Here is a 21,408-nt window from a genome sequence, read left to right as displayed (position 1 = left end):
CTGTCGCGGTCACATGCGGTTCCAGCGCTCCATCGAGGAAAGCTATTCCGCCCGGGAGTTCCGTTCCTCGGGTGTTTCCCGCTTCGGCGCCGGTACAACAGCGATAGTGTCCGTCGAGGCACTGTCCAGTGGATTGGTTGTGCTGTCCGCGTCTTTGGGCGTGTCCGCCTGGTCTTGGGCGTCCGGAGCCGGGACCGGGGCTACAGGCAGCGGTGTCACCGTTACCGCGGGCACTGTTACCGGCGCCATATCGGATGTCGGCGCAGTCCCGTCGGATCCCTCGGATGCAGTTTGAGGCGTACCTTCGGACTGGGGTGACGAACTGGGTACCGGTGGCACCGCACTAACTGAGGTGGCCGGGGCCGGAAGTGGTTCAACGCTGATGGCTTGTCCGCCATGGACCGCGATGTCCTCGGCGAGCGTGGCCAGCATTTGTTCTGCCTCCGCGATCATTTCTGTATGGCTTGCCGCCAACGCCTTGACCAGGTATTGCGCGAGGGCGAATTCAGCCAGGAGGGACGCGCGTCGAAGAACGTGAGGATCGGGCGTTTCCCGCCGGGCTTCTTTGTAGTGCCGGAGAACGGAGTCTACAAACCCCTGTTCGTTTGAAGCCACGAGCCAGGCCAAGTCGTCAGCCGGGTCTCCGATTCGAAGGTCGGTCCAGCCGGTCAGGGCAGTAACGGAATCCCCTTCCACGAGCAGGTTGTCTTCATGCAAGTCACCATGCACAACGCACGGGTTGAAACGCCATAGGGTGACGTCCTCCAAGGCGTGTTCCCACCGGCGCAGAAGGGCGGGCGGAATTTTTCCTGTGGTGGCCGCCTGGTCCAGTTCGTTGAGCTTCCGCTGCCGGAATTCGTTGGCGGTGTAGCTTGGCAGGTCTGCGTTATTTACCAAGGACAGTGGCAGGTCGTGAACCGCTGCGAGGGCAGTCCCAATCTCGCGCGCCAAGGTGTCGTTGCCGGTCGACAATTCTTCGATGCTGCGCGTTGTGCCCGCCAAGTTGGAGTAAACGAACGTGCTCAAGGCGCCTTGCCGGACCTGTCCGGCAACGTGTGGAACCTGGAATGGCAATTCGGCGCGAATGGCCGGGGCGAATGCCCGGAGAATCATGAACTCGGTTTCCAGCCGCGTGCTGGCTTCCGGGTGTTTCGGCGCGCGAACCCTCCACCGCTTGCCCTCCTCGTCAAGCAGGAGGGCCGAATCGAAGTCAGCCGGGTCGTCTGGAGCTGAGGCGACGGCGGTCGGCGTCAGGCCCGGCACCGCCGCGGTTGCGACTGCGGCAAGTTCGATTGGTGTTCTTCTCACGGGTTCAACGGTAGATTGGACGAGGCCCAAGACCGCGATGCGCCCCGGCGAGTCTCCAGATCAGGATCCAAACCTGCGTGAGGCTCTGTATCCAATTCACATAGGGCGGTTTCCAAATGTTGTTTGTCTGTGTGAGTAAGTACGGTAGGAACATGAGTCATGCGCAGTCTGCGGCCCCTGCTTTTCCCCTGATGGACACCGTTCTTCCGGTACGCCCGGCCCGCATCGACCGCGGATCGGTGGAGCGGTTGAAGCCCGGAATGGTTGAGACCCTCATCGACTCTGGTGAAGCAGATGCCATCCTCCTGTCCCAGCGCCGGGCGCTCATTGCCGACAGCGGGCTTTGGCGTACGGGAGCCTTGGAACTGCGCAACGCCCTCACAGCGGCCGGGATCACAGCTTCGGCCACTATCTTCCTCGGACGGCCGCTCGATTCCGAGGGCCGGGAGGGAACCCCCCACGTGCTGTTCGTGTTGGACGAGCCCCTTGCCCCCGGCAGCATGGGCATTCCGGACAGCGCTGACTGGATAGGGTTCCGGGAAATAGCCACGCAGTTGGATGAACTCGATACAGCGCTGTTTGTGGAATCGAGCGCCATCTCGAATTGGCATGCCACCCACACACATTGTCCCCAGTGCGGCCATCCCACCAATATCGAGGCCGGAGGCTGGGTCCGACGCTGTCCGCGGGACAACTCTGAGCACTACCCCCGCACGGATCCTGCCATCATCGTCACTGTGATCGGCCCGGATGGCCGAATCCTGCTTGGCGGTGGTGGACCCGCGGACGCCAAGAACTTCTCCACGCTCGCCGGGTTCGTCGAGCCCGGGGAGTCATTGGAGCAGGCGGTCGTCCGGGAGATTTTCGAAGAGGTTGGCATCAGGGTTACCGCTTGCCAGTACCTCGGATCGCAGTCGTGGCCGTTCCCGGCCTCGCTGATGCTCGGCTTCACCGCAACAACCGACGACGTCGAAGCTCGCCCTGACGGCGTTGAGGTCACCCGCGCCCGCTGGTTCACCCGGGAGGAACTGCAGTCGGCAGTTCTCGACGGCGAAATCACCATCTCGACGCGGCTTTCCATCGCCCGCTCCCTCATTGAGCACTGGTACGGAGGAATCATCGAGGACCTGAGCAAATGAGCGTTCCCGTGCAGGCTGCCCCTGCCATGCAGGGAATCACTATCCAAAGCGGCCTCGATTCTTCCGGTTCGCTGGCTGGCGCTTCCCTGGAAGAGCGGATACTCGGCGGGCTGGACGCCGAACAAAGGGAAGTGGCCAGCACATTGACTGGTCCTCTGTGCGTACTTGCCGGTGCCGGAACCGGCAAAACCCGCGCCATCACGCACCGAATCGCCTACGGAGTCCACACCGGCGTGTACAGTCCGCAGCGGCTCCTTGCCGTTACGTTCACTGCCCGTGCAGCCGCTGAGATGCGCAGCCGCCTCCGGGACCTTGGTGCAGGAAACGTCCAGGCCCGCACCTTCCACGCGGCGGCATTGCGACAACTGCAGTTCTTCTGGCCACAGGCCGTGGGCGGAGCACTGCCGCAATTGCTGGACCACAAAGCCACCATGATTGCCGAAGCCGCCCGGCGCCTGCGGCTCTCCACGGACCGCGCTTCCATTCGTGACCTTGCCGCCGAAATCGAGTGGGCTAAGGTTTCAATGCTGACACCCGCCAATTACTTGGAAAACGCACAGGGACGCGGGACCCCTGGAGGCTTCGACCTGACCGCGGTTGCGAGGGTGTTCCAGGCATACGAGGACGTCAAGACGGACCGCAACGTCATCGACTTCGAAGACGTCTTGTTGATTACTGTGGGCATCCTCCAGGAGGACGCCAAAGTAGCCGCCACGGTCCGGGAACAGTACCGGCACTTTGTGGTGGACGAGTACCAGGACGTGTCACCGCTTCAGCAGCGGCTCCTGGAACTGTGGCTCGGTGGCCGCGAGGAACTTTGCGTCGTGGGTGATGCCAGCCAGACGATCTATTCCTTTACCGGTGCCACACCGGAGTATCTGTTGCGTTTCAGGGGGCGCTACCCTTCCGCCAACGTGGTGAAGCTTGTCCGGGACTACCGTTCCACTCCTGAGGTGGTGAAGCTTGCCAATGGGCTGCTTGCCTCCCGGCGCAGCGGCGGCCCCGCCGCGGATGCCGCTTGGGCGGCGCCGCTCAAACTGGTTGCCCAGCGAGCCTCCGGCCCCGAACCTCGCTTCATGGAATGCCCGGACGACGAGGCTGAGGCCGCCGCGGTGGCCGGACGCATCCGGGAATTGCTCGACGCCGGCACCCGGGCCAGCGAGATCGCCGTCTTGTTCCGTACCAACGGACAGTCTGAAGCCTTCGAACAGGCGCTCGCCGCCGCGGGCATTGGCTATCAGCTCCGGGGCGGCGAACGGTTCTTCGCGCGCAAGGAGGTCCGCGACGCCATCCTGCAATTGCGTGCGGCAACCCGGGCAGTCGAGGGGCCGGATGCGGGTCCTTTGGGCCAGCTGGTGCGGGACATCGTGCGTTCCCTCGGCTACAGCGATGAAGCTCCGCATAGCGGCGGCGCCCTTCGCGAACGCTGGGAGTCCCTGGCTGCATTGGTTGCGCTTGCGGATGAACTCGTGGCAGTACGTGGGGAGGCCTTTACACTGGCCGAGTTCGTCAACGAACTCCAGGAACGCTCGGTTGCCCAGCACGCTCCAACCGTGGAAGGCGTCACCCTGGCCTCGTTGCACGCCGCAAAAGGCCTTGAATGGGATGCGGTTTTCCTGGTCGGCCTGAGCGAGGGGCTGATGCCAATCTCCTTCGCGGACACCCCTGAGTCCGTCGACGAGGAGCGGCGGCTGTTGTACGTGGGCATCACGCGTGCGCGCGAGCAACTAAACCTATCCTGGTCTACAGCGCGGACCCCGGGTGGGCGCGCCAACCGCAGGCCTTCGCGATTCCTGGACTCCCTGAGGCCTGATGCCCCTGCTGCGGCAGGTCCCAGGAAGAGCGTAGGAGTCAAGCGGAAAGCTGCAGCGCCGGCGTCGTGCCGTGTGTGTGGGAGCATGCTGAGCACCGGAGCCGAGCGCAAGGTGGGGCGGTGCAGCCAGTGCCCGCCCAGCTACCAGGAACAGACCTTTGAGGCACTCCGACAGTGGCGTCGGGACGAAGCCCAATCCGCCGACGTTCCCGCTTACGTCGTATTCACGGATGCAACCCTCACAGCCATTGCCGAGGCGCGGCCCGGGAACCTGGAAGAACTGTCGCGACTGGCCGGAGTCGGCCCGTCCAAACTGGAGCGCTATGGCGAGGCAGTACTTTCCGTCCTGGCTGAAAATGGTGGCAGCTAATGGCAGGTCAGCGCCAAGGGAATGACGTGCCTTATGCCCGCGCGACGGCGGGGCCAGCCGTCGTCGTACGCCGCTCCGCGAGGCGACGGCGGACCGTGGCTGCTTTTTGGGAGGACGGCAAGGCTGTTGTGGCGATCCCGGCACATTTCACCAAGGCCCAGGAATCCGAATGGGTGCGCCGGATGGTGGAAAAGCTCCAACGCCAAGGCGAACGCCGCTCCGGCGGCAAAGGACGGCGTCCTGCCACCGGTGATGTCGAACTCGCCGCCCACGCGGCCACTCTGTCCCACCGTTACTTCGGCGGCCGGGCCGTTCCGCGGTCCGTGCGTTGGGTTAGCAACCAGCACTCCCGCTGGGGCTCCGCAACGCCGGCTGATGGGACCATCCGCTTGTCGGACAAGCTTCGGCCAATGCCGCAGTGGGTGATTGACTACGTCCTGCTCCACGAGTTGGCACACCTTTTGGTAGCCGGACATGGGCCTGCATTTTGGCGGCTGCTGGAGGCCTATCCTGAAACGGAACGTGCCAAGGCATTCCTCGAGGGTGTGTCCTTTGCAGCGGCACGCGGTTTAGCTTCGGGCTCGGCTCCCACCGCGCCGGAGGGGGATGGTTTCGCGGACGACTTCCACAAAACAATCGCCGAGGACACCGAAGAGCCCTAGAACGGAGCCTTAAAACAGTCAGCCGCGCCGTAAAAAGCCTCGCTGGCGCGGCTGATAGTCAATCGCCCTAGGCCTTGGGCTCCTGTCCCGAATCCCCTGAGGAATCGTCGGGCTCGTCGTCACCGTGCTGTTGCTCCGTGGCCTCGATCGGTTCAGGTGAATCCTTTTTGTCGGCCTCGACAGCCTTCTTGTCCGCCGATGGCTGGTCGAATTCTCCATCCAGCAGTCGCTGCAGGGCGTCGTCGACTTCGCTGTCACTGGCTTCGGCTAGTTGGCGACGGCCGCTAAAGCCCTTCGGGTCGTCCAGGTCCTCGGCCGTGGGCAGGAGGTCAGGGTGTTGCCAAATGGCGTCCCGGCCCGCGATGCCACGTTCGGCCTTAAGCGTTGCCCACAGGGTGGCAGCTTCCCGGAGCCTGCGTGGACGGAGCTCGAGGCCAACGAGTGCGGCAAATGCGTGCTCGGCGGGTCCACCGGTGGCACGCCGACGTCGCACCGTCTCGCGCAGCGCCGCTGCCGACGGCAAGACATTATCCGTGGCGGCGGCGGTCAACTCGTCCACCCAACCTTCAACCAAGGCGAGGGCAGTCTCAAGCTTCTCCAGCGCCTGTGACTGGGCAGGTGTGCGTTGCGGCATAAAGACACCCTGTGAGAGGGCAGCCTGGATGCCTTCAGGGTTGCTGGGGTCGAGGTCTCGTGCCACTTCCTCGATGCGCTGGACATCGATGTGGATTCCACGCGCGTAGGCCTCGATCGCTCCAAGCAGATGGCCGCGCAACCACGGAACATGGACGAAGAGCCGTGCGTGGGCCGCCTCCCGGACCGCGAGGTACAGTCGAACGTCTGACTCCGGAACGCTCAAGCCCTCGCCGAACTTGGCAACGTTTGTTGGCAGCAGCGCCATCTCCAGGTCTGCCAGCGGAATGCCGATGTCCGTAGAGCTGACAACATCCGCTGACAGTGCGCCGATTGCCTGTCCAAGCTGCATACCAAAGATGGCGCCACCCATGTTCTGCAACATGGATGAGGCGCCGCCCACCATGGACTTCATCTCTTCCGGCATCTGTTCGGTCATGGCTTCCGACAGCGCCTTCGCGATGCTGTTGGCGACGGGTTCCGTGAGGCGCTTCCAAGTACCCAGCGTGGCCTCTACCCACTCTGCCCTTGACCATGCATGCCCGATCAGGCCCGCAGACGGTAGGTCGGTCACATTGTCCAGCCAGAGTTCGGCCAGGCGCAGGGCCTCATCAACATCTCGGGCCTGGTGGGCAGTAATGGACGGATCGGACTCCGAGGCCGCCACGCGGCGGGCATTGTCATGCGCCAACTGCCAATTGACGGGGCCTTCGGACGGCGCATTCATCATGGCCTGGACCTGAGCGAACATCTGCTGCAAAAGCTTCGGGTCGTTGGGCAGTCCGGCAGCCTTGGCCAGTTCTGCGGGGTCGATGTCACCCATGCCCTGCCCGCCCATGAGGTTCTGCAGCATTTCCGCCAGGGGATCCTTCGGCGTGTCGTCGCCGTCAGAGTGGGGGTTGGGGTTGGAGGTCATGATGCCGCCGATCGTCGCTGTACCTTGGTGATCACTTTCACGGTACCCCGCCCGGATCGGGCTGTCTGCCTCGGGGTGGAGTCGTTCGCTCTAGGCAAAGAAGCGCAGGATGCAGTGCGACAGCGTAGTGTTGTTCTCTGATAGAACGACCGTGCCGGCCCTTCGAACGGCCCCCTGCAACGCTCCTTCGAGGAAGCGTGGAGGGCCTCTGGGGACGGCACAATGGGGGCGGCACGCTGCGGCGTATGGCGGCTGCGGCAAAGCGAGCACCGTGGGGGTCCCCTTAGCGGAAAGGTGCCACACGTGACAAATTTGCCCAGCGCGGGGGAGCGCGGGTCAATCTCAGAGGACTCGACGACGGGCCAGGTCACCCCTGAAGATCAGCAGCCTGAGGAGAAGCCCGCCCGGCATAGCAGTCGTGGCACGGTGGTTCTCATCTCTGGTTTGCTGGCCGCTGCGCTCGGCGGCGCTGCCCTGGCGCTTCCCGTTCCCTACGTCGTTGAGTCACCCGGGCCGACGTTCAATACTCTCGGCCAGGACGGATCGAACGACGTCATCCGCATCACGGGACACGAGACCTACCGCGCCAAGGGAAACCTTGACCTCACCACTGTTTATGTGGAGGGCGGCCCCAACAGCACTGTGAACCTCTTCGGCGCGTTCCAAGCCTGGCTCGACGGCAGCAAGGCCGTCTACCCGGAGGAACTCCTGTATCCGAAGGGAACCACGCCGGAGCGCTCGCAGCAGGAGAGTGCCCAGGCCATGGCTACTTCACAAGAGAATGCCACGGCCGCGGCCCTGCAGGAATTGAAGATTCCGTTTGGCCAGAAACTGCAGATTAATTCGCTGGCCGATGGCTCACCCGCGGAAGGCAAGCTCCAGGCTGGTGACGTTTTCGTGTCGGTGAATGGCAAACCCGTGACGGCACTGAGCATTGTGCAGCGTGAACTGGCCGCCGGGGCAGGCGAGCCGGCGACCGTCGTCGTCGAACGAGCGGGCAGTCCCGTGACGGTGAAGGTCACGCCAACCAAGAACCAAGCCGGACGGTATGTGCTGGGTGTGCTGCTGCAGTACCAGTTCAACTTCCCGTTCGACGTCAAGATCTCCTTGGAGAAGGTCGGTGGACCCAGTGCCGGGATGATGTTCGCCCTAGGCATCGTGGATTCCCTGACGCCTGGAGACCTGACCGGCGGGAAGCATATCGCGGGAACGGGCACCATCACTCCGGAGGGGGCGGTCGGATCAATTGGCGGAGTGGCCCAGAAGATGGTTGGCGCCCGCAGGAGCGGAGCAACCATGTTCCTGGCTCCCGCAGCGAACTGCGACGAGGTGGTAGGTCACGTGCCTGACGGCCTCCAGGTGGTGAAAGTGGAGACACTGGCGGATGCGAAGGCTGCCGTGGAGAAGATTTCATCGGGCCAGGACACGTCCAGTCTGCCTACATGTACTGCCGCCCAGACTGGTCATTGAGTCCCACTACACTGGGCCGTGGAACTAGGGTACGGAACTCCCGGAACTTAGCTTCAACGCCACTCGTGGCATAGATGACGGGTATCGTCGCCTGTAACGGAGGCGGTTGCCGTCAAGCACACACGCACACTTACTAGTTACTGACGACCAGCTATGAGGTAGAGAGTTTGTCCCGTCCTGCCAGCTCCAAACCGCCCGGAAGACCACCGCTGAGGCGAGGTGCACTAACGCCCACGTTGATAGTCGTGGCGGTCGTCGTCGTTGGCTTCATCTTTTTCGCCAATGTGTGGACGGATGTCCTGTGGTTCCAGCAGTTGGGCTTCTTTGAGGTCTACCTGCGGGAGAATCTCGCCAGGATACTCATTTTCCTGGCCGGGTTCGTGGTGATGTTCGCCGCGATTTACTACGCAGTTCATCTGGCTTACCGTGCCCGGCCCGTCTATGCCCCGGACTCTGAAGTGCGGGACAACCTGAACCGCTACCAGGCCCAGCTTGAGCCTGTCCGGCGCGTAGTCATGATCGGCCTCCCCGTGGTCTTTGGCCTGTTTGCGGGCAGCGCCGCGGCGAGCCAGTGGCAGAAGGTCCTGCTGGTCTTCAACCAGGAGCAATTCGGGCAGACCGATCCGCAGTTCAACCTGGACATTAGCTTCTACGTGATGACCCTGCCCTTCCTGGGCTTCGTGACCGGCTTCCTCATCAGCGTTGTGGTGGTCGCAGGCCTCGCAGGGATACTCACGCACTACTTGTACGGCAGCATCCGGCTCATGGAGCGCGGAATTTTCACCAGCAGGGCAGCGCAGATCCATCTTGCCGTTACGGGTGCCACGTTCCTCTTGCTGCTCGGCGCCAACTTCTGGCTGGACCGTTATTCAACGGTTCAAAACGCTGGAAGCCGCTGGGCCGGCGCTCTCTACACGGACGTCAACGCCGTCATTCCCACCAAGTCGATCCTGGCCGTAGCCGCGGGCATCGTGGCTGTGCTGTTCATCATTGCCGCGGTCATTGGTCGCTGGCGCCTTCCGGTGGTCGGCACCGCAATGCTGATTATCACGTCTATCCTCGCCGGTGGCGTGTATCCGTGGGTTATTCAGCAGTTCCAAGTGCGGCCGTCGGAGCAGACGCTTGAAAGGCAGTACATCGACCGCAACATCAAGATGACACGGACTGCCTACGGCTTGGACCAGATCCAGGTATCCCCTTACAACGCAACCACCAACGCCACCAGCGGTGCCTTGGCCAAGGATGCCCAGACCGCAGCCAACATTCGATTGCTGGATCCGAACCTCATTTCCTCAGCCTTCGCGCAGCTGGAACAGTACCGCCCCTACTACCAGTTCCCCAGGACACTGAACGTCGACCGATACACGCTCGACGGCAAGGTACAGGACACGGTTATCGCAGTTCGCGAGCTCAATCCGGACGGCCTGAGCCCCAACCAGCAATCCTGGTACAACCGGCACATCGTCTACACGCACGGATATGGTGTGGTCGCTGCGAAGGGCAACAAATTCACCGTAGACGGCAAGCCTGAATTCCTGCAGTCCGGCATCCCGTCCACGGGCGTCTTGGGCAACGACACGAGCTATGAGCCGCGGATCTATTTTGGGGAGAACTCGCCCGAGTATTCCGTCGTGGGAGGCCCCGACGGTGCGCCGCACCGCGAGCAGGACCGTCCGGCCGGTAAGGAAGGCTCAGCTGAGACTCAGTACACCTTCACGGGCAACGGCGGACCTAATGTCGGTAACTTCCTGAACCGTGTGTTGTATTCGATCAAGTTCCAGTCGTCGGACCTGCTGCTGTCTGACGGTGTCAACGACAAGTCCCAGATCCTTTACGACCGGAACCCGCGTGATCGCGTCGAAAAGGTGGCGCCCTATCTGACAGTGGATGGGAACGCCTACCCAGCTGTGGTCGACGGACGTGTGAAGTGGATCGTGGATGGCTACACCACCACGCAGTACTACCCCTACTCACAGCAGCAACAGCTGCAGAACGCGACGGCGGACTCGCAGACGGCTGCCCAGCGCACCGCGACCCTTCCGAACAGCACCGTGAACTACATCCGGAACTCGGTGAAGGCCACCGTGGATGCCTACGACGGCTCTGTAACGCTTTATGCCTGGGATGACAAGGACCCCATTCTGAAGGCCTGGCAGAAGATCTTCCCCACATCGCTGAAGCCGTTCTCGGAGATGTCGGGCCAGCTCATGAGCCACGTGAGGTACCCCGAGGACATGTTCAAGGTCCAGCGGGAACTCCTGGGCAGGTATCACGTGACCAACCCGGACAGCTTCTACAACAACAACGACGCCTGGAGCGTGCCGAACGATCCCACGGTATCGGAAGCGGTTCGCCAGCCTCCGTTCTACATGTCCCTGCAGATGCCGGACCAGGACAAGCCGGCGTTCCAGCTGACCTCCTCCTTCATTCCGCAGGTGGTCAACAACAACGCCCGCAACATCCTCTACGGATTCTTGGCGGCCGATTCGGACGCGGGTTCTGAGAAGGGTGTGAAGGCAGAAAGCTACGGGCAGCTCAGGCTTCTGGAACTTCCTAGGGAAACGCAGGTGCCGGGCCCAGGTCAGGCCCAAAACAAGTTCAACTCCGACCCCGAAGTGTCCCAGGCCCTGAACCTGCTCAGACAGGGTGCATCGGATGTTTTGAACGGCAACCTGCTGACCCTGCCAGTGGGCGGCGGCTTGCTGTACGTCCAGCCGGTGTACCTCAAGTCCACGGGTGAGACGTCGTACCCGACGCTCCAGCGCGTCCTGGTTGCTTTCGGCGACAAGATCGGCTTCGCGCCAACCTTGGATGCGGCGCTTGACAAGCTCTTTGGCGGTGAATCCGGCGCGAAGGCCGGGGATGCCGCGAACAACGGTCAGACGCCACAGACGCCGGGGGGCACCACCGCCCCAACCGGACCAACCGACGCGAAGGCGGAACTGAAAGCCGCACTCGACGATGCCAACAAGGCCATACAGGATGGTCAGGCGGCCCTGGCCAAGGGCGACTTTGCAGGCTACGGCGACCAGCAGAAAAAGCTCTCCGATGCGCTTAAGAGGGCGCTCGATGCGGAGACTAAGCTTGGCGTCACGCCGGCACCCGTCCCCGGTGCCACGTCCGCTCCAACGGCCACGCCCACCCCGTCGCCGTCCCGCTGACCGGCACTCCGGCTAGCCTCCTGAATCAGCCTGGTGTCCGGCCCGAAGGGTCGGACACCAGGCTGATTCTTTTTTCCGGCCAACGGCCGGCAGACCGGAATTGGCGAGACGCAGATCACGTCACCTCGATTTGGTCTGTCATTCACTGCCCGGTAAAGTAGTTTGTGCGACGCGGGGTGGAGCAGTTCGGTAGCTCGCTGGGCTCATAACCCAGAGGTCACAGGTTCAAATCCTGTCCCCGCAACTGGACGGAAATCCGGATTGGCAGCAAGCCGATCCGGATTTCTTTTTTTGTTTCCGCACCGATCCAAACGCTGTGTTGACAGTCACGGTGGCAGTGGTCGGTTGTGGTCCGGCAGTAGGGTAGAGTTGATCAGGCGACGCGGGGTGGAGCAGTTCGGTAGCTCGCTGGGCTCATAACCCAGAGGTCACAGGTTCAAATCCTGTCCCCGCAACTGGAAGGGCCCGGACCAGCAGATGCTGGTCCGGGCCCTTGGCTTTGCCGCCGGAACGGGAAGGCTCGGTCAGAGCTTGTCGAAGTCGGCCTCATCGACTGTGGTGCCGGTCGACGACGCCGCGCCGCCCGCGCCGATGGCGGGCTTGGCGCCGCCAGACTTCAGGGCCGCGAGGCGGGCTTCGATCTCCGTCTGCTCCCCAAGGTCTTCAAGCTGGTTGAACTGGGCGTCCAGGCTCGAGGCAGCGAGTTCCTGCTGTCCCCGGACCTTGGCTTCTTCCCGGCGGATCTTTTCCTCGAATCGTCCCACTTCGCTGGTGGGGTCCAGGATGTCGATGCTCTTAAGGGCGTCGTGCACCTGGGACTGGGCGGCCGCAGTTTTGGAGCGTGCCACGAGCTCGTTGCGCTTGGCAGTGAGCTGGTTGAGCTTGTTCTTCATCTGGTCAAGCCCAGACTTCAGCCGCTCGACAACCTCGCTTTGCGAGGCGATGTTTGGCTCGGCGGCGCGGGCCTCGCTCTCGGAAGACATCTGGCGCTGGATTGCCACCTTTGCCAGGTTGTCGAACTTCGCCGCATCGGTGGTGTTGCCGGCCGCACGGAACTCGTCAGCCTTGCGTGAAGCTGCCAGGGCTTTGTTGCCCCAGTCCTGTGCGTTGCGAATGTCTTCGTTGTAGTCGTCCTGGAGCATACGCAGGTTGCCAATGGTTTGTGCAACAGCGGACTCGGCCTCGGCGATGTTGTTCGTGTAGTCGCGGACCATCTGGTCCAGCATCTTCTGCGGGTCCTCCGCTTGGTCCAGCAAGGCGTTGACGTTTGCCTTCGCGAGCTGTGCGATGCGCCCGAAGATGGACTGCTTAACCATGGTGTTGCCTTTCATCCTGCTCGTCGTTGCCCGCCGGTCCGGCGGGCAGGTGTGGTACCGCTGTTCAGTTCGCCTGCTCGGCTCGAACTTCCTAGAGCCTAGAAGCTGCCAGAGTCGCCTCCGCCGAAGTCACCGCCGCCGAAGTCACCACCTCCGCCGAAGTCGCCTCCGCCAAAGTCGCCACCTCCGCCGAAGAAACCGCCGCCGTCGTTGCCGTGGTGGTCACCGCCCCAGCCGCCGCCTCCGCTGTTGAGGATCGAGTTGATCAGGATGCCTCCCAGGATGGCGCCGCCCAGGCCGCCGCCTCCGCCTCCGAACATGCCGCCGCCGTAGCCCTGCCGGGCATAGCCGTCAAAGTGGTCGACGTCGGACTGGGCCAGTTGCGCCGCCTGTGCTGCGAGGGCGTGGGCTTGCTGGGCGTACGTCAGGGCTGTAACCGGGTCGTTGCGGGAGATCGAGAGTGCATAGTCGAGGTTCCGCTGCGCCTCTGCGAGACGGGTACGGGCCTCTGTGCCGACGCCGCCACGCCGTGCCGTAATGTAGTCGGATGTCGCACTGATCTGGGCCTGCGCGGACATGATGGCCTGCTGCAGCGAAGCCTGGGCCCGGCGGGCTTGCTCCTGCTGGTCGCGGATGCCAACCAGTGCTTGGTCAAGGGCCTGGTGGGATACTTCCAACCTCTGGAGGGATGCGAGCGGATCGATTCTGCCGGACTGGAGTTCGGCCTTCACATGGGCAAGGGCTGACTCGACACCGGCTACGGGACCGGCAAGTTCCGGATGGGTGCCTGCCTGGACCATGGCCTTTGCCTGGGCCAGGTCCTGGCTGGTTTCGACCACAGCGGACTCGAGCCGGTTCTGTGCTTCTGCCAGGTTTCCCGACACCTTGGAAATTGCGTCTATCAGCAGCTTGGTCTGGTGAAGGCTCTCTTCGGCGGCACGAACTGCCACCGCGGCGAGGCTGTTCTCACCAACGGACAGCTTTTCCTGTGCAGTTGCCGAGGCGTTCTGGACGAACTGGAGCCGCTCCCTAGCCTGCGTGATGTTGTCTGCCACCTGGGCTACAGCACTGTCCGCGTACTTCTGCCGTAGATCGCTCAGGGATCCTTCGGCCGAGGCTATCCGTGATTCAGCTTCCTGGGCGCCCTTGCCGACGGCCGCCAGTGCCTGCGGAGCATTCTTCTCCAACTCCCGGAGCGAGTCGAAATCGGCCTTCTGCTCCTGCAGGGAAGCCATGGCTGCCTCGGAACGTCGAATGATTTCGCCGAGCCAGGTGCGCTGCTGCTCCTCCGTATCCGGAATGTGGTCATCCAACTGCTGCTGCAGTTTGAAGGACTCGCGCATGTGGGCCTTGGCCTCGTCCAGCGCCTTGGAGAAGTTTCCGACGGCGGCGTCCCCGTACTGTGCCTCGGCGAAACCGAGTTCCTGCTCGCTGGACTTGATGGCGTCGTCGGCCTCGATGAGCAGGGAGCCGCCCTTGCGGCGGAGGTCCGCAATGGACATAGAGGCCAGCGGGTCCTTCTGCTGGCCTCCGGGTCCAGAGACAGCCCGGGAGCCTTCAGCGGCCTTCCTGCGGCGGTTACGGAAGTAAAGGTACGCGCCGGCGCCGCCGGCTGCTGCTATTCCAACACCAACTAGAACTGCAGCACCCGCGTTCCCATTGGGAACAGAACCGCTCCCACCGTCTGCGGCGTCGCCCATGGCGTTAGCCGTGTCGATGGCTGCTTGGGCGTAGTCCTTCTTGCCGCCGCTTAGATTCGCCACGATGGCGTTTTGCGTGATGTTGCTGGTCTTGGACGCGATGGGGCTAGTCGAGTTGGGGGCAAAATAGTAGTTGCCGGCCGTGGAAATGGCCAAAATAGCGTCGAACTTCCCCAAGCCGCGCTTTGTGGCAACGGCCTGACCCCAGGCTTTGGGGTCCGAGGGGTTCGTGAAGGAAGAAACCGTTACGACGTAAAGGTTGTACTTCTTGTCGCTTGCCAGTTTCTTGATTGCGCTTTCGACGTCGCCCTTTCGGGAGCCAAGGACATTGGCATTGTCCACAATGTTCTGCCCCGAGGGAATCGTGACGGGGTCCTCAGCCCAGGCCGCTCCGGCTGGAAGGGCCAGCAGGCCAGCCAGCCCAACAACAGCGAATACACGTTTCAACATTGACCGCATGTGCAACCCTTCAGCGCCCCGCGACTGGCCCAGGCGGAACCAGCCGTCAAAGAAATGCATCAGCGCCCCCACGCCGGATGAGAGGTAGCCGCAGGTCGCTGAGGCAATCTTCTTGATTCTATGGTGCACCTGCTGGAGCGTCCACGGCGGCGAATATGCCACCAGCGAAAAGGGGAGAGATCCGCGTGATTGCAGCGTTTAAGGGCTTTCGAGGGACATCTCTGCCGCTTAGAGCCCAGCTCCCTAATCGCCGATTGGCGCAGCGCCATCGGCCGCGCCGGAAGCACCGCTAAGTGCATTCAGCAAGCTCCCAGCGAACGCCCCACATTGTTCCAGCCCTGGCCTCCATAGTTAAGGGGACGAGGATGAAAGGAAGTCCCATGACGGAGAACCCAGCACCGGACACCACACCTGAAGGCCGTGGACCGGAGCGGAAGGGCACGGAGCAGGCCGGACATACCACGCCGCAGCAGGCAGGGGCGGAAAACACCAGCCACCAGCCGACGGCCCCGTTGCCGGCTTTCCGGCCAGCTGCTGACGGCGCTGCCCAGGGCAGCAATGAACACACGGGCAACACCGGTGCGGACACAAGCAATGCCACGCAGCCGCTGCGGCCTGCCACCTGGGAGGGCCAACAGGGCCACAACAGCTCACCGGACGAGCAGTCAAGCGCTGCGCACCCCGGCCACCAAAGCCAGCAAGGGCCGTCCTACCCGCACCACCAACCGTTCTACGGCGTCCAGAGCCAGTCTCCTCAACATGGCGGTCCCCAGCCCACTAACCCGTACAACGGGCCGACTCCGTATGGCGGTGCCGCACACTACACCGGCCCGGCGCAGTATTCCCAGCAGGGCTCGACGCCGGGACCTCACCCCGCGTCGGCCCCCCACCAGGGGCTCGACACAACTCCGCGCCGGAAGCCCGCTTTTGGCGTCGGAACCCTCGTGGCCAGCATCCTTGCCGCCGGTCTCGTAGGAGGTGGTGTTGTTGCCGGAAGCAACGCCATCTTTGGCAGCCGTACGCCGGCAGCGGTCACCAGCAGCCAGCCCGGAACGGTTATCGTCAACAACAAGGACGACGTCAACGTCATTACGGCTGCCGCGGCCAAGGCCTCACCCAGCGTCGTGACCATCAAGGCCTCCAGCGGGGGCTCGGGTGGTACAGGTTCAGGCATCATCCTGGATGGCGAGGGCCACATCCTGACCAATACCCACGTTGTTACCCTGGACGGCACCACCGCGAACCCGACCCTTGAGGTCAGGACAAACGATGGAAAGGTCCTGAAAGCCACTGTTGTCGGAACCGACCCCCTGTCAGACCTTGCCGTCATCAAGGTTGAGAACGCAGGAGGCTTGGTTCCGGCCACCCTGGGTGACTCGAGCAAGATCAACGTGGGGGACACCGCCGTCGCAATTGGTTCCCCGCTCGGCCTGACGGGGACCGTCACGGATGGTATTGTCTCCACCCTCAACCGGACTATCACGGTTGCTTCTTCCGCGGCGCCGAAGGACGGATCTGACAATTCGCAGGGCGGTGACCAGGGCTTCCAGTTCGCTCCGCCGGACGGCAGCCAGAGCCAGCGGAGCGCCAATGAAGGTTCCATCTCCCTCAATGTCATTCAGACCGACGCCGCAATCAATCCCGGCAATTCCGGAGGCGCGCTGGTAAACAACAAGGGTGAGATCATCGGCGTGAACGTTGCCATCGCTTCCGCTGGAAGCAGCTCCGATTCGTCCGCCGGCAACATTGGTGTTGGATTTAGCGTCCCGATCAACCACGCCAAGCGCGTTGCCCAGGAAATCATCAAGAACGGCAAGGCCAGCCACGGCCAGTTTGGTGTAAGCGTCAAGCCCAAGTCCGCCAGCGGATCGTCCTCCGGGTTCTCGGTGGGCGCACAGGTGGCTTCCGTGGTCCAGGGGTCTGCCGCTGCGAAGGCCGGAATCCAGGTTGGCGACGTGATCACCAAGTTCGGCGAGCGTGGCATCAGCGATCCTAACCAACTGACCGCTGCCGTTCGTGAGCAGTCCGCCGGCGCCACTGTCAAGGTGACGATCCAGCGCAACGGACAGGACCGGGAAATCGACGTCACCCTTGACGCGGCGACGCAGTAGAACTGAACGGCAGTAGAACTGAACGGCAGTAGAACTGCACGCAGCACAGCAAGGAAATAAATCCCCACGACGCCGGGCGGCACCAGGCAAGGTGCAGCCCGGCGTCGTTGTTTGTCCATGACACAGGCGTTAACGCAGGCGGCGCGGAAAGCGGCCGCTATGGTTAGCTAGGACGTGCCCCTACGGTGGGGTGATGCATGGCTGTGGGCGGCCCCATCACGAGAGCCCCGCCATGAACAGAGCATGGAAGGCTGCTTCTAAGACAGTGGAAGAGACATTGAAGATTGTCGTTCTGGTCAAGCATGTCCCGGACGCGCAGTTCGACCGGCACCTCAGCGGCGAACACAACACCACGGACCGCGCCGAGAGCATCTTGTCCGAGCTGGACGAGTATGCACTCGAGGCCGCATTACAGTTGGCCGAGGCTCGCGGCGGTGAAGCCGCAGGCAACCAGGTCATTGCGCTGACGATGGGTCCGGCGGCTGCGGTCAACGCGGTCAAGAAGGCCCTGCAGATTGGTGCCTTTTCCGGAGTCCACCTGAGTGACGACGCTTTGGCGGGCTCTGACGCAGCAGCTACGTCCCTGGCCCTCGCCGCGGCCGTCCGTCACCTCGGTGCCGAGGCGCCGGTTGACTTGGTGCTCACCGGAATGGCCTCCACTGACGGTGAGACGTCCCTGGTTCCGGCTCAGTTGGCAGAGCGCCTGGGTTTGCCTCAGGTCACCTTCGCAGCCACGCTGGATGTCGCTGAAGGCAGGATCACCGCGCGCCGCGACGGCGATGCCCACTCCGACACCATTGAAGCGCCGCTCCCCGCCGTTGTCTCCGTAACGGACCAGATCAACGAGCCACGCTACCCGAACTTCAAGGGGATCATGGCCGCGAAGAAAAAGAAGGTCGCCACGTTGTCGTTGGCGGACGTCGGGGTGGATGCGGCCGAGGTTGGCCATAGCGGCTCACTGACCGTCGTTGAAAGCGCCGAGGCCCGTCCGCCTCGGACGGCGGGCACCATCATCACTGACGAAGGCGACGCCGGCATCCAGCTGGTGGACTTCCTCGCCGCCCAGAAGCTGCTATAAGAGGACCGGGAAGACATGGCAAACGTACTCGTATTCATCGACAACCCGGGCGCTGCCCTGAAGAAGAGCAGCCTTGAGCTCCTCACGATCGCTAGTACCCTTGGGGACGCCGCCGTCGTGATCTCCGGAGTTTTGCAGGATGGCGCCGCTGCTGAGCTCGGCGCCCACGGAATCTCCACGGTTTACGTTCCCTCAACTAGGGACCTGGATGACTACCTCACTGGCCCCAAGGCGGCATACCTCGCCGCCGCTGTAGCAGCCTCCGGTGCAAGCACCGTGCTCTTGGAGAACAGCTTCGACGCCAAGGAGATCGCCGGGCGGCTGGGCATCAAGCTCAATGCCGGCGTCATCACTGACGTCGTGGGTGTCGACGCCGACGGGACCGCGCACAAGTCCGTCCTCGCCGGTTCCTACACCACCACCGCCAAATCGCGGACCGGCGTTTCAGTCCTCACGGTCAAGCCCAACAGCGTGGTACCTGCCGAACCTGTTGGAGAAGGAACTCCGGAAATCGTCACGGTGGAAGTTCCCGCCGACGCTGCTGCCAACGCTGCCCGCATCACCGGACGCACTGAAAAGCCTGCCAGCGGCCGTCCCGAGCTCACCGAAGCCCGCGTTGTTGTCGCCGGCGGCCGGGGCGTGGACGGAGACTTCGGTCCACTCGAGGAACTCGCGGACGTCCTGGGCGGGGCCATCGGCGCTTCACGGGCAGCCACCGACGCCGGCTGGATCGGCCACGACGCCCAGGTGGGCCAGACCGGTAAGACAGTCTCCCCGCAGCTGTATATCTCGGCAGGCATCTCGGGAGCCATCCAGCAAAAGTCGGGCATGCAGACATCCAAGGTGATTGTGGCGGTCAACAAGGATGCAGAGTCGCCCGTGTTCGAGATCGCGGACTTCGGCATCATCGGTGACCTCTTCAAGGTCTTGCCGCAGGCCACCGAAGAGATCAAGAAGCGCCGGGGCTGAGTCCTTGGCTCACACTGCCGCAGGCACAAGCCCGTTCAACCCGGAACTGCACCGGGTTGAGCGGGTGCTTTGTTTCACTGCACACCCGGATGACATCGATTTTGGCGCTGCCGGCGCCATCGCCGCCTGGACCGCCGCAGGCGTGCAGGTCAACTACTGCATCATGACCGACGGCGATGCCGGTGGCTTTGATCCGGCTGACCGGCCGGACATTACGGCCATGCGCGCCGAGGAACAGCGTCGTGCCGCGGCAGTGGTGGGGGTCAGCGACATCCACTACCTCCACCAGCGCGATGGCTACCTGGAGCCCTCCCATGAGGTGATGCGCGAAGTGGTGCGGCTGATCCGCCAGATTCGGCCCGACGTTGTGCTGTCCATGCATCCGGAACGGAACTGGAAGGTACTCCAGCGAAGCCATCCTGACCATTTGGCAGTCGGTGAAGCTGTAACGCGCGCTGTGTACCCCGCCTTGGAGAACCCCTTCGCCTATCCGGAACTCGTGGAAGCGGGCCTGGAAGCGTACAAACTACCTTGGCTCTGGCTCTTCGCCGGTCCCGAGGAACGCGAGAACCACTTTGTGGTGGTGGATGACCATGTGCAGGCCAAGTTGGAGGCCATCCGCATCCACGCCAGCCAGCACCCCGACTTGGAGGCCATGGAGCGTTCCGTGCGAGCCACGATGAAGGCCAATGCTGCAAGGGCGGGTCTTCCGGAGGGTACCAGCGCAGAGGCGTTCCACGTCGTCGCCGTCAACGGCCCGGGGACAATAGCCGGTTTCTAGGATTGCCCGGGACCATTCTCTGCCGTACTCTTGAAGTGTTTTAAATCATATTTATTCAGGAAGGCAGACTTTGATGGCGAAGACTGCGCAACAACCCGTTCTGGTGATCATGGGCGTCTCCGGCTCGGGCAAGTCCACCGTTGCTGGAGTACTTGCGGGCCGCCTCGGCTGGGAACTCGCCGAAGGCGACGACCTGCACCCCGAATCGAACGTGGCCAAGATGCAGTCCGGGCAGCCCCTCACGGACGACGATCGCTGGCCGTGGCTGGAAAGGGTTGCCGACTGGATCCGCGAACACACAGCTTCGGGGACGCCGGGAATCATTACCTGCTCCGCTCTGAAGAAGCGTTACAGGGACGTCCTGCGCGGGGAAGGGGTCGTGTTTGTGTTCCTGCAGGGAAGCAAGGAGCACATTTCTGGTCGGCTTGCCTCGAGGCATGGGCACTTCATGCCGCCAGCCCTGCTTGAATCACAGTTCGAAGCTTTGGAGGAGCCGACAGAAGACGAGAACTTCATCTCCCTGTCTGTGGCTGCTTCACCGTCTGAAGAAGCGCAAGAAGTCATCGAACGACTAAGCCTGGAGCCCAAGAGCACGGGCGCCACCACCGCTGGGGCCAACAGAGTGCCCGGACACTAGCGCTTCGCCGAAGCGTACAATCCAACTGAACTGCCGACGGCGGTGCCTCCTGGCAATGAGGAGGCACCGCCGTCGTTGTTTGCCCGATTGCTGCGGCGGGCCCCCTCAAGGGGCCGCCTCAGCTGAGCTGCCGCTCAGCGTAGACCTTTATGCCGGCCAGCAAGAAGGAGGCTAGGCCTGCGCGGTAGTTGTCGTAGAACGCGGTGAAGCGTGGGTCGTCGACGTACATCTGTCCCAAGCCGACGTAGGACTCGGCGTTCGGGGTCCAGCTGACGCACACCCACTTGTAGTGTCGGTCGACGGCGGCCTGGACGGCGGGATCGTCGGCAGCCAGGCCGGCGTCGAAGCAACGCGCCAATTCCTCGTTGAGGGCCGCAGACTCGGCAATGAACTGTTCTTTCTCGCCGAGGCTCATGCCAGCGTAGCGGGCCTTGCTGTCGTCGACAGCTTTGTCTCCCCAGCGCTGCCGTGCTTCGGCTTCATAGGGGTTGTGGTCGAAATCCTTGAACATGTTCTCCGCTGTCATGGGTTCTCCTTGGCGTAAGGCGTTGATGGTGGCGTCCACGGTGCGGGACATCCGGTCCATCCGGTCACGTTCGGCCAGCAGCCAGTCCCGGTGCACGGCAAGCGCCTGCACGGGATCGGCCTGGCCGTCCAAAACCTCGGCGATGGTCTCGAGCCCAAGGCCAAGTTCACGCAGCAGCAGGATTCGCTGGAGCCGGAGAAGTTCGGCGGCGCCGTAGTAGCGATAGCCGTTGGCGCCCACCGAGGCTGGCTCCAGCAGGCCTAGTTTGTCGTAGTGCCGTAGGGTCCTGGACGTGATGCGGCTGGCCCGGGCAAGCTCCGAAATCGTCCAGGTCCTGTTGTCGTCCCGCTGCATAACTC

Annotated in this window: 15 protein-coding genes and 2 tRNA genes; 12 read left to right on the top strand and 5 right to left on the bottom strand. The window is 63.0% G+C overall.

All coding sequences use genetic code 11. The features are described 5' to 3' along the window. Nucleotides 1-42: 42 nt before the first annotated feature. Nucleotides 43-1,308 (bottom strand): macrolide 2'-phosphotransferase, encoded by a 1,266-nt coding sequence (locus LD110_RS05780; protein ID WP_225497037.1) that lies wholly within the window; start codon nucleotides 1,306-1,308, stop codon nucleotides 43-45. A gap of 152 nt (nucleotides 1,309-1,460) precedes the next feature. On the opposite strand from LD110_RS05780, the gene nudC reads away from it, so the two are divergent. Genes nudC through LD110_RS05765 form a run of 3 tightly spaced genes read left to right on the top strand, consistent with a single transcriptional unit; the run spans nucleotide 1,461 to nucleotide 5,292 of the window. Then, nucleotides 1,461-2,447, top strand: a complete 987-nt coding sequence (nudC, locus tag LD110_RS05775; protein WP_225497035.1) for an NAD(+) diphosphatase — start codon at nucleotides 1,461-1,463, stop codon at nucleotides 2,445-2,447. Nucleotides 2,448-2,473: 26 nt separating this feature from the next. After that, nucleotides 2,474-4,630 (top strand): ATP-dependent DNA helicase UvrD2, encoded by a 2,157-nt coding sequence (locus tag LD110_RS05770; RefSeq protein WP_225497344.1) that lies wholly within the window; start codon nucleotides 2,474-2,476, stop codon nucleotides 4,628-4,630. Then, nucleotides 4,630-5,292 carry a M48 family metallopeptidase gene (locus tag LD110_RS05765; protein WP_225497033.1) on the top strand — a complete coding sequence of 221 codons (663 nt, stop codon included), beginning with the start codon at nucleotides 4,630-4,632 and terminating at the stop codon, nucleotides 5,290-5,292. The genes LD110_RS05770 and LD110_RS05765 overlap by 1 nt, the downstream gene beginning before the upstream one ends. 67 nt (nucleotides 5,293-5,359) lie before the next feature. Here LD110_RS05765 and LD110_RS05760 read toward each other — a convergent pair whose 3' ends face one another. After that, on the bottom strand, nucleotides 5,360-6,841 hold the full coding sequence (locus LD110_RS05760; RefSeq protein WP_225497031.1) for a zinc-dependent metalloprotease: 1,482 nt from the start codon (nucleotides 6,839-6,841) through the stop codon (nucleotides 5,360-5,362). Nucleotides 6,842-7,144: 303 nt separating this feature from the next. On the opposite strand from LD110_RS05760, the gene LD110_RS05755 reads away from it, so the two are divergent. The 4 genes from LD110_RS05755 (at nucleotide 7,145) to LD110_RS05740 (ending at nucleotide 11,927) form a co-directional block, all read left to right on the top strand. Further along, nucleotides 7,145-8,311, top strand: coding sequence for a PDZ domain-containing protein (locus LD110_RS05755; protein ID WP_374200303.1), 1,167 nt, complete (start codon nucleotides 7,145-7,147; stop codon nucleotides 8,309-8,311). A 167-nt stretch (nucleotides 8,312-8,478) separates the two neighbouring features. After that, nucleotides 8,479-11,472 carry a UPF0182 family protein gene (locus tag LD110_RS05750; RefSeq protein ID WP_225497029.1) on the top strand — a complete coding sequence of 998 codons (2,994 nt, stop codon included), beginning with the start codon at nucleotides 8,479-8,481 and terminating at the stop codon, nucleotides 11,470-11,472. A gap of 170 nt (nucleotides 11,473-11,642) precedes the next feature. Next, nucleotides 11,643-11,716, top strand: a tRNA-Met gene (locus tag LD110_RS05745). A gap of 137 nt (nucleotides 11,717-11,853) precedes the next feature. Beyond that, nucleotides 11,854-11,927: transfer RNA gene (locus tag LD110_RS05740), tRNA-Met, on the top strand. A 69-nt stretch (nucleotides 11,928-11,996) separates the two neighbouring features. Here LD110_RS05740 and LD110_RS05735 read toward each other — a convergent pair. Both LD110_RS05735 and LD110_RS05730 read right to left on the bottom strand, forming a co-directional pair. Further along, the gene (locus LD110_RS05735; RefSeq protein ID WP_225497027.1) at nucleotides 11,997-12,788 is read right to left on the bottom strand and encodes a PspA/IM30 family protein; all 792 of its coding nucleotides are present in this window, start codon (nucleotides 12,786-12,788) and stop codon (nucleotides 11,997-11,999) included. A gap of 98 nt (nucleotides 12,789-12,886) precedes the next feature. Continuing rightward, nucleotides 12,887-14,947, bottom strand: a complete 2,061-nt coding sequence (locus LD110_RS05730; protein ID WP_225497340.1) for a TPM domain-containing protein — start codon at nucleotides 14,945-14,947, stop codon at nucleotides 12,887-12,889. Between the two features lie 380 nt (nucleotides 14,948-15,327). Here LD110_RS05730 and LD110_RS05725 point away from each other — a divergent pair, with 380 nt between their 5' ends. The 5 genes from LD110_RS05725 (at nucleotide 15,328) to LD110_RS05705 (ending at nucleotide 20,523) form a co-directional block, all read left to right on the top strand. Then, nucleotides 15,328-17,058 (top strand): S1C family serine protease, encoded by a 1,731-nt coding sequence (locus LD110_RS05725; RefSeq protein ID WP_225497025.1) that lies wholly within the window; start codon nucleotides 15,328-15,330, stop codon nucleotides 17,056-17,058. 277 nt (nucleotides 17,059-17,335) lie between these two features. Continuing rightward, nucleotides 17,336-18,136, top strand: a complete 801-nt coding sequence (locus LD110_RS05720; RefSeq protein WP_225497023.1) for an electron transfer flavoprotein subunit beta/FixA family protein — start codon at nucleotides 17,336-17,338, stop codon at nucleotides 18,134-18,136. A gap of 15 nt (nucleotides 18,137-18,151) precedes the next feature. Continuing rightward, entirely contained in the window at nucleotides 18,152-19,105 is a 954-nt protein-coding gene (locus tag LD110_RS05715; protein WP_225497021.1) for an electron transfer flavoprotein subunit alpha/FixB family protein, read from the top strand. A gap of 4 nt (nucleotides 19,106-19,109) precedes the next feature. After that, nucleotides 19,110-19,886 (top strand): PIG-L deacetylase family protein, encoded by a 777-nt coding sequence (locus LD110_RS05710; RefSeq protein ID WP_225497019.1) that lies wholly within the window; start codon nucleotides 19,110-19,112, stop codon nucleotides 19,884-19,886. 73 nt (nucleotides 19,887-19,959) lie between these two features. After that, nucleotides 19,960-20,523, top strand: a complete 564-nt coding sequence (locus tag LD110_RS05705; RefSeq protein WP_225497017.1) for a gluconokinase — start codon at nucleotides 19,960-19,962, stop codon at nucleotides 20,521-20,523. A 118-nt stretch (nucleotides 20,524-20,641) separates the two neighbouring features. Here the strand turns inward: LD110_RS05705 and LD110_RS05700 are convergent, their stop codons facing one another. Beyond that, nucleotides 20,642-21,403: a MerR family transcriptional regulator gene (locus tag LD110_RS05700; protein ID WP_225497015.1), complete on the bottom strand. Its 762-nt coding sequence runs from the start codon at nucleotides 21,401-21,403 to the stop codon at nucleotides 20,642-20,644. Nucleotides 21,404-21,408 lie beyond the last annotated feature (5 nt).

Origin of the sequence: Arthrobacter sp. M4 (assembly GCF_020251205.1) — a bacterium.
Lineage (GTDB): Bacteria > Actinomycetota > Actinomycetes > Actinomycetales > Micrococcaceae > Arthrobacter.
This window is presented reverse-complemented; position numbering and strand designations above follow the sequence as displayed.

What these genes read in the sequence shown, in the direction of transcription:
- LD110_RS05715 (WP_225497021.1), top strand. Translation starts at nt 18,152, where the DNA reads ATGGCAAACGTACTCGTATTCATCGACAACCCGGGCGCTGCCCTGAAG.
- LD110_RS05700 (WP_225497015.1), bottom strand. Translation starts at nt 21,403, where the DNA reads ATGCAGCGGGACGACAACAGGACCTGGACGATTTCGGAGCTTGCCCGG.
- LD110_RS05705 (WP_225497017.1), top strand. Translation starts at nt 19,960, where the DNA reads ATGGCGAAGACTGCGCAACAACCCGTTCTGGTGATCATGGGCGTCTCC.
- LD110_RS05725 (WP_225497025.1), top strand. Translation starts at nt 15,328, where the DNA reads ATGACGGAGAACCCAGCACCGGACACCACACCTGAAGGCCGTGGACCG.
- LD110_RS05770 (WP_225497344.1), top strand. Translation starts at nt 2,474, where the DNA reads ATGCAGGGAATCACTATCCAAAGCGGCCTCGATTCTTCCGGTTCGCTG.
- nudC (WP_225497035.1), top strand. Translation starts at nt 1,461, where the DNA reads ATGAGTCATGCGCAGTCTGCGGCCCCTGCTTTTCCCCTGATGGACACC.
- LD110_RS05760 (WP_225497031.1), bottom strand. Translation starts at nt 6,841, where the DNA reads ATGACCTCCAACCCCAACCCCCACTCTGACGGCGACGACACGCCGAAG.
- LD110_RS05765 (WP_225497033.1), top strand. Translation starts at nt 4,630, where the DNA reads ATGGCAGGTCAGCGCCAAGGGAATGACGTGCCTTATGCCCGCGCGACG.
- LD110_RS05730 (WP_225497340.1), bottom strand. Translation starts at nt 14,947, where the DNA reads ATGCGGTCAATGTTGAAACGTGTATTCGCTGTTGTTGGGCTGGCTGGC.
- LD110_RS05735 (WP_225497027.1), bottom strand. Translation starts at nt 12,788, where the DNA reads ATGGTTAAGCAGTCCATCTTCGGGCGCATCGCACAGCTCGCGAAGGCA.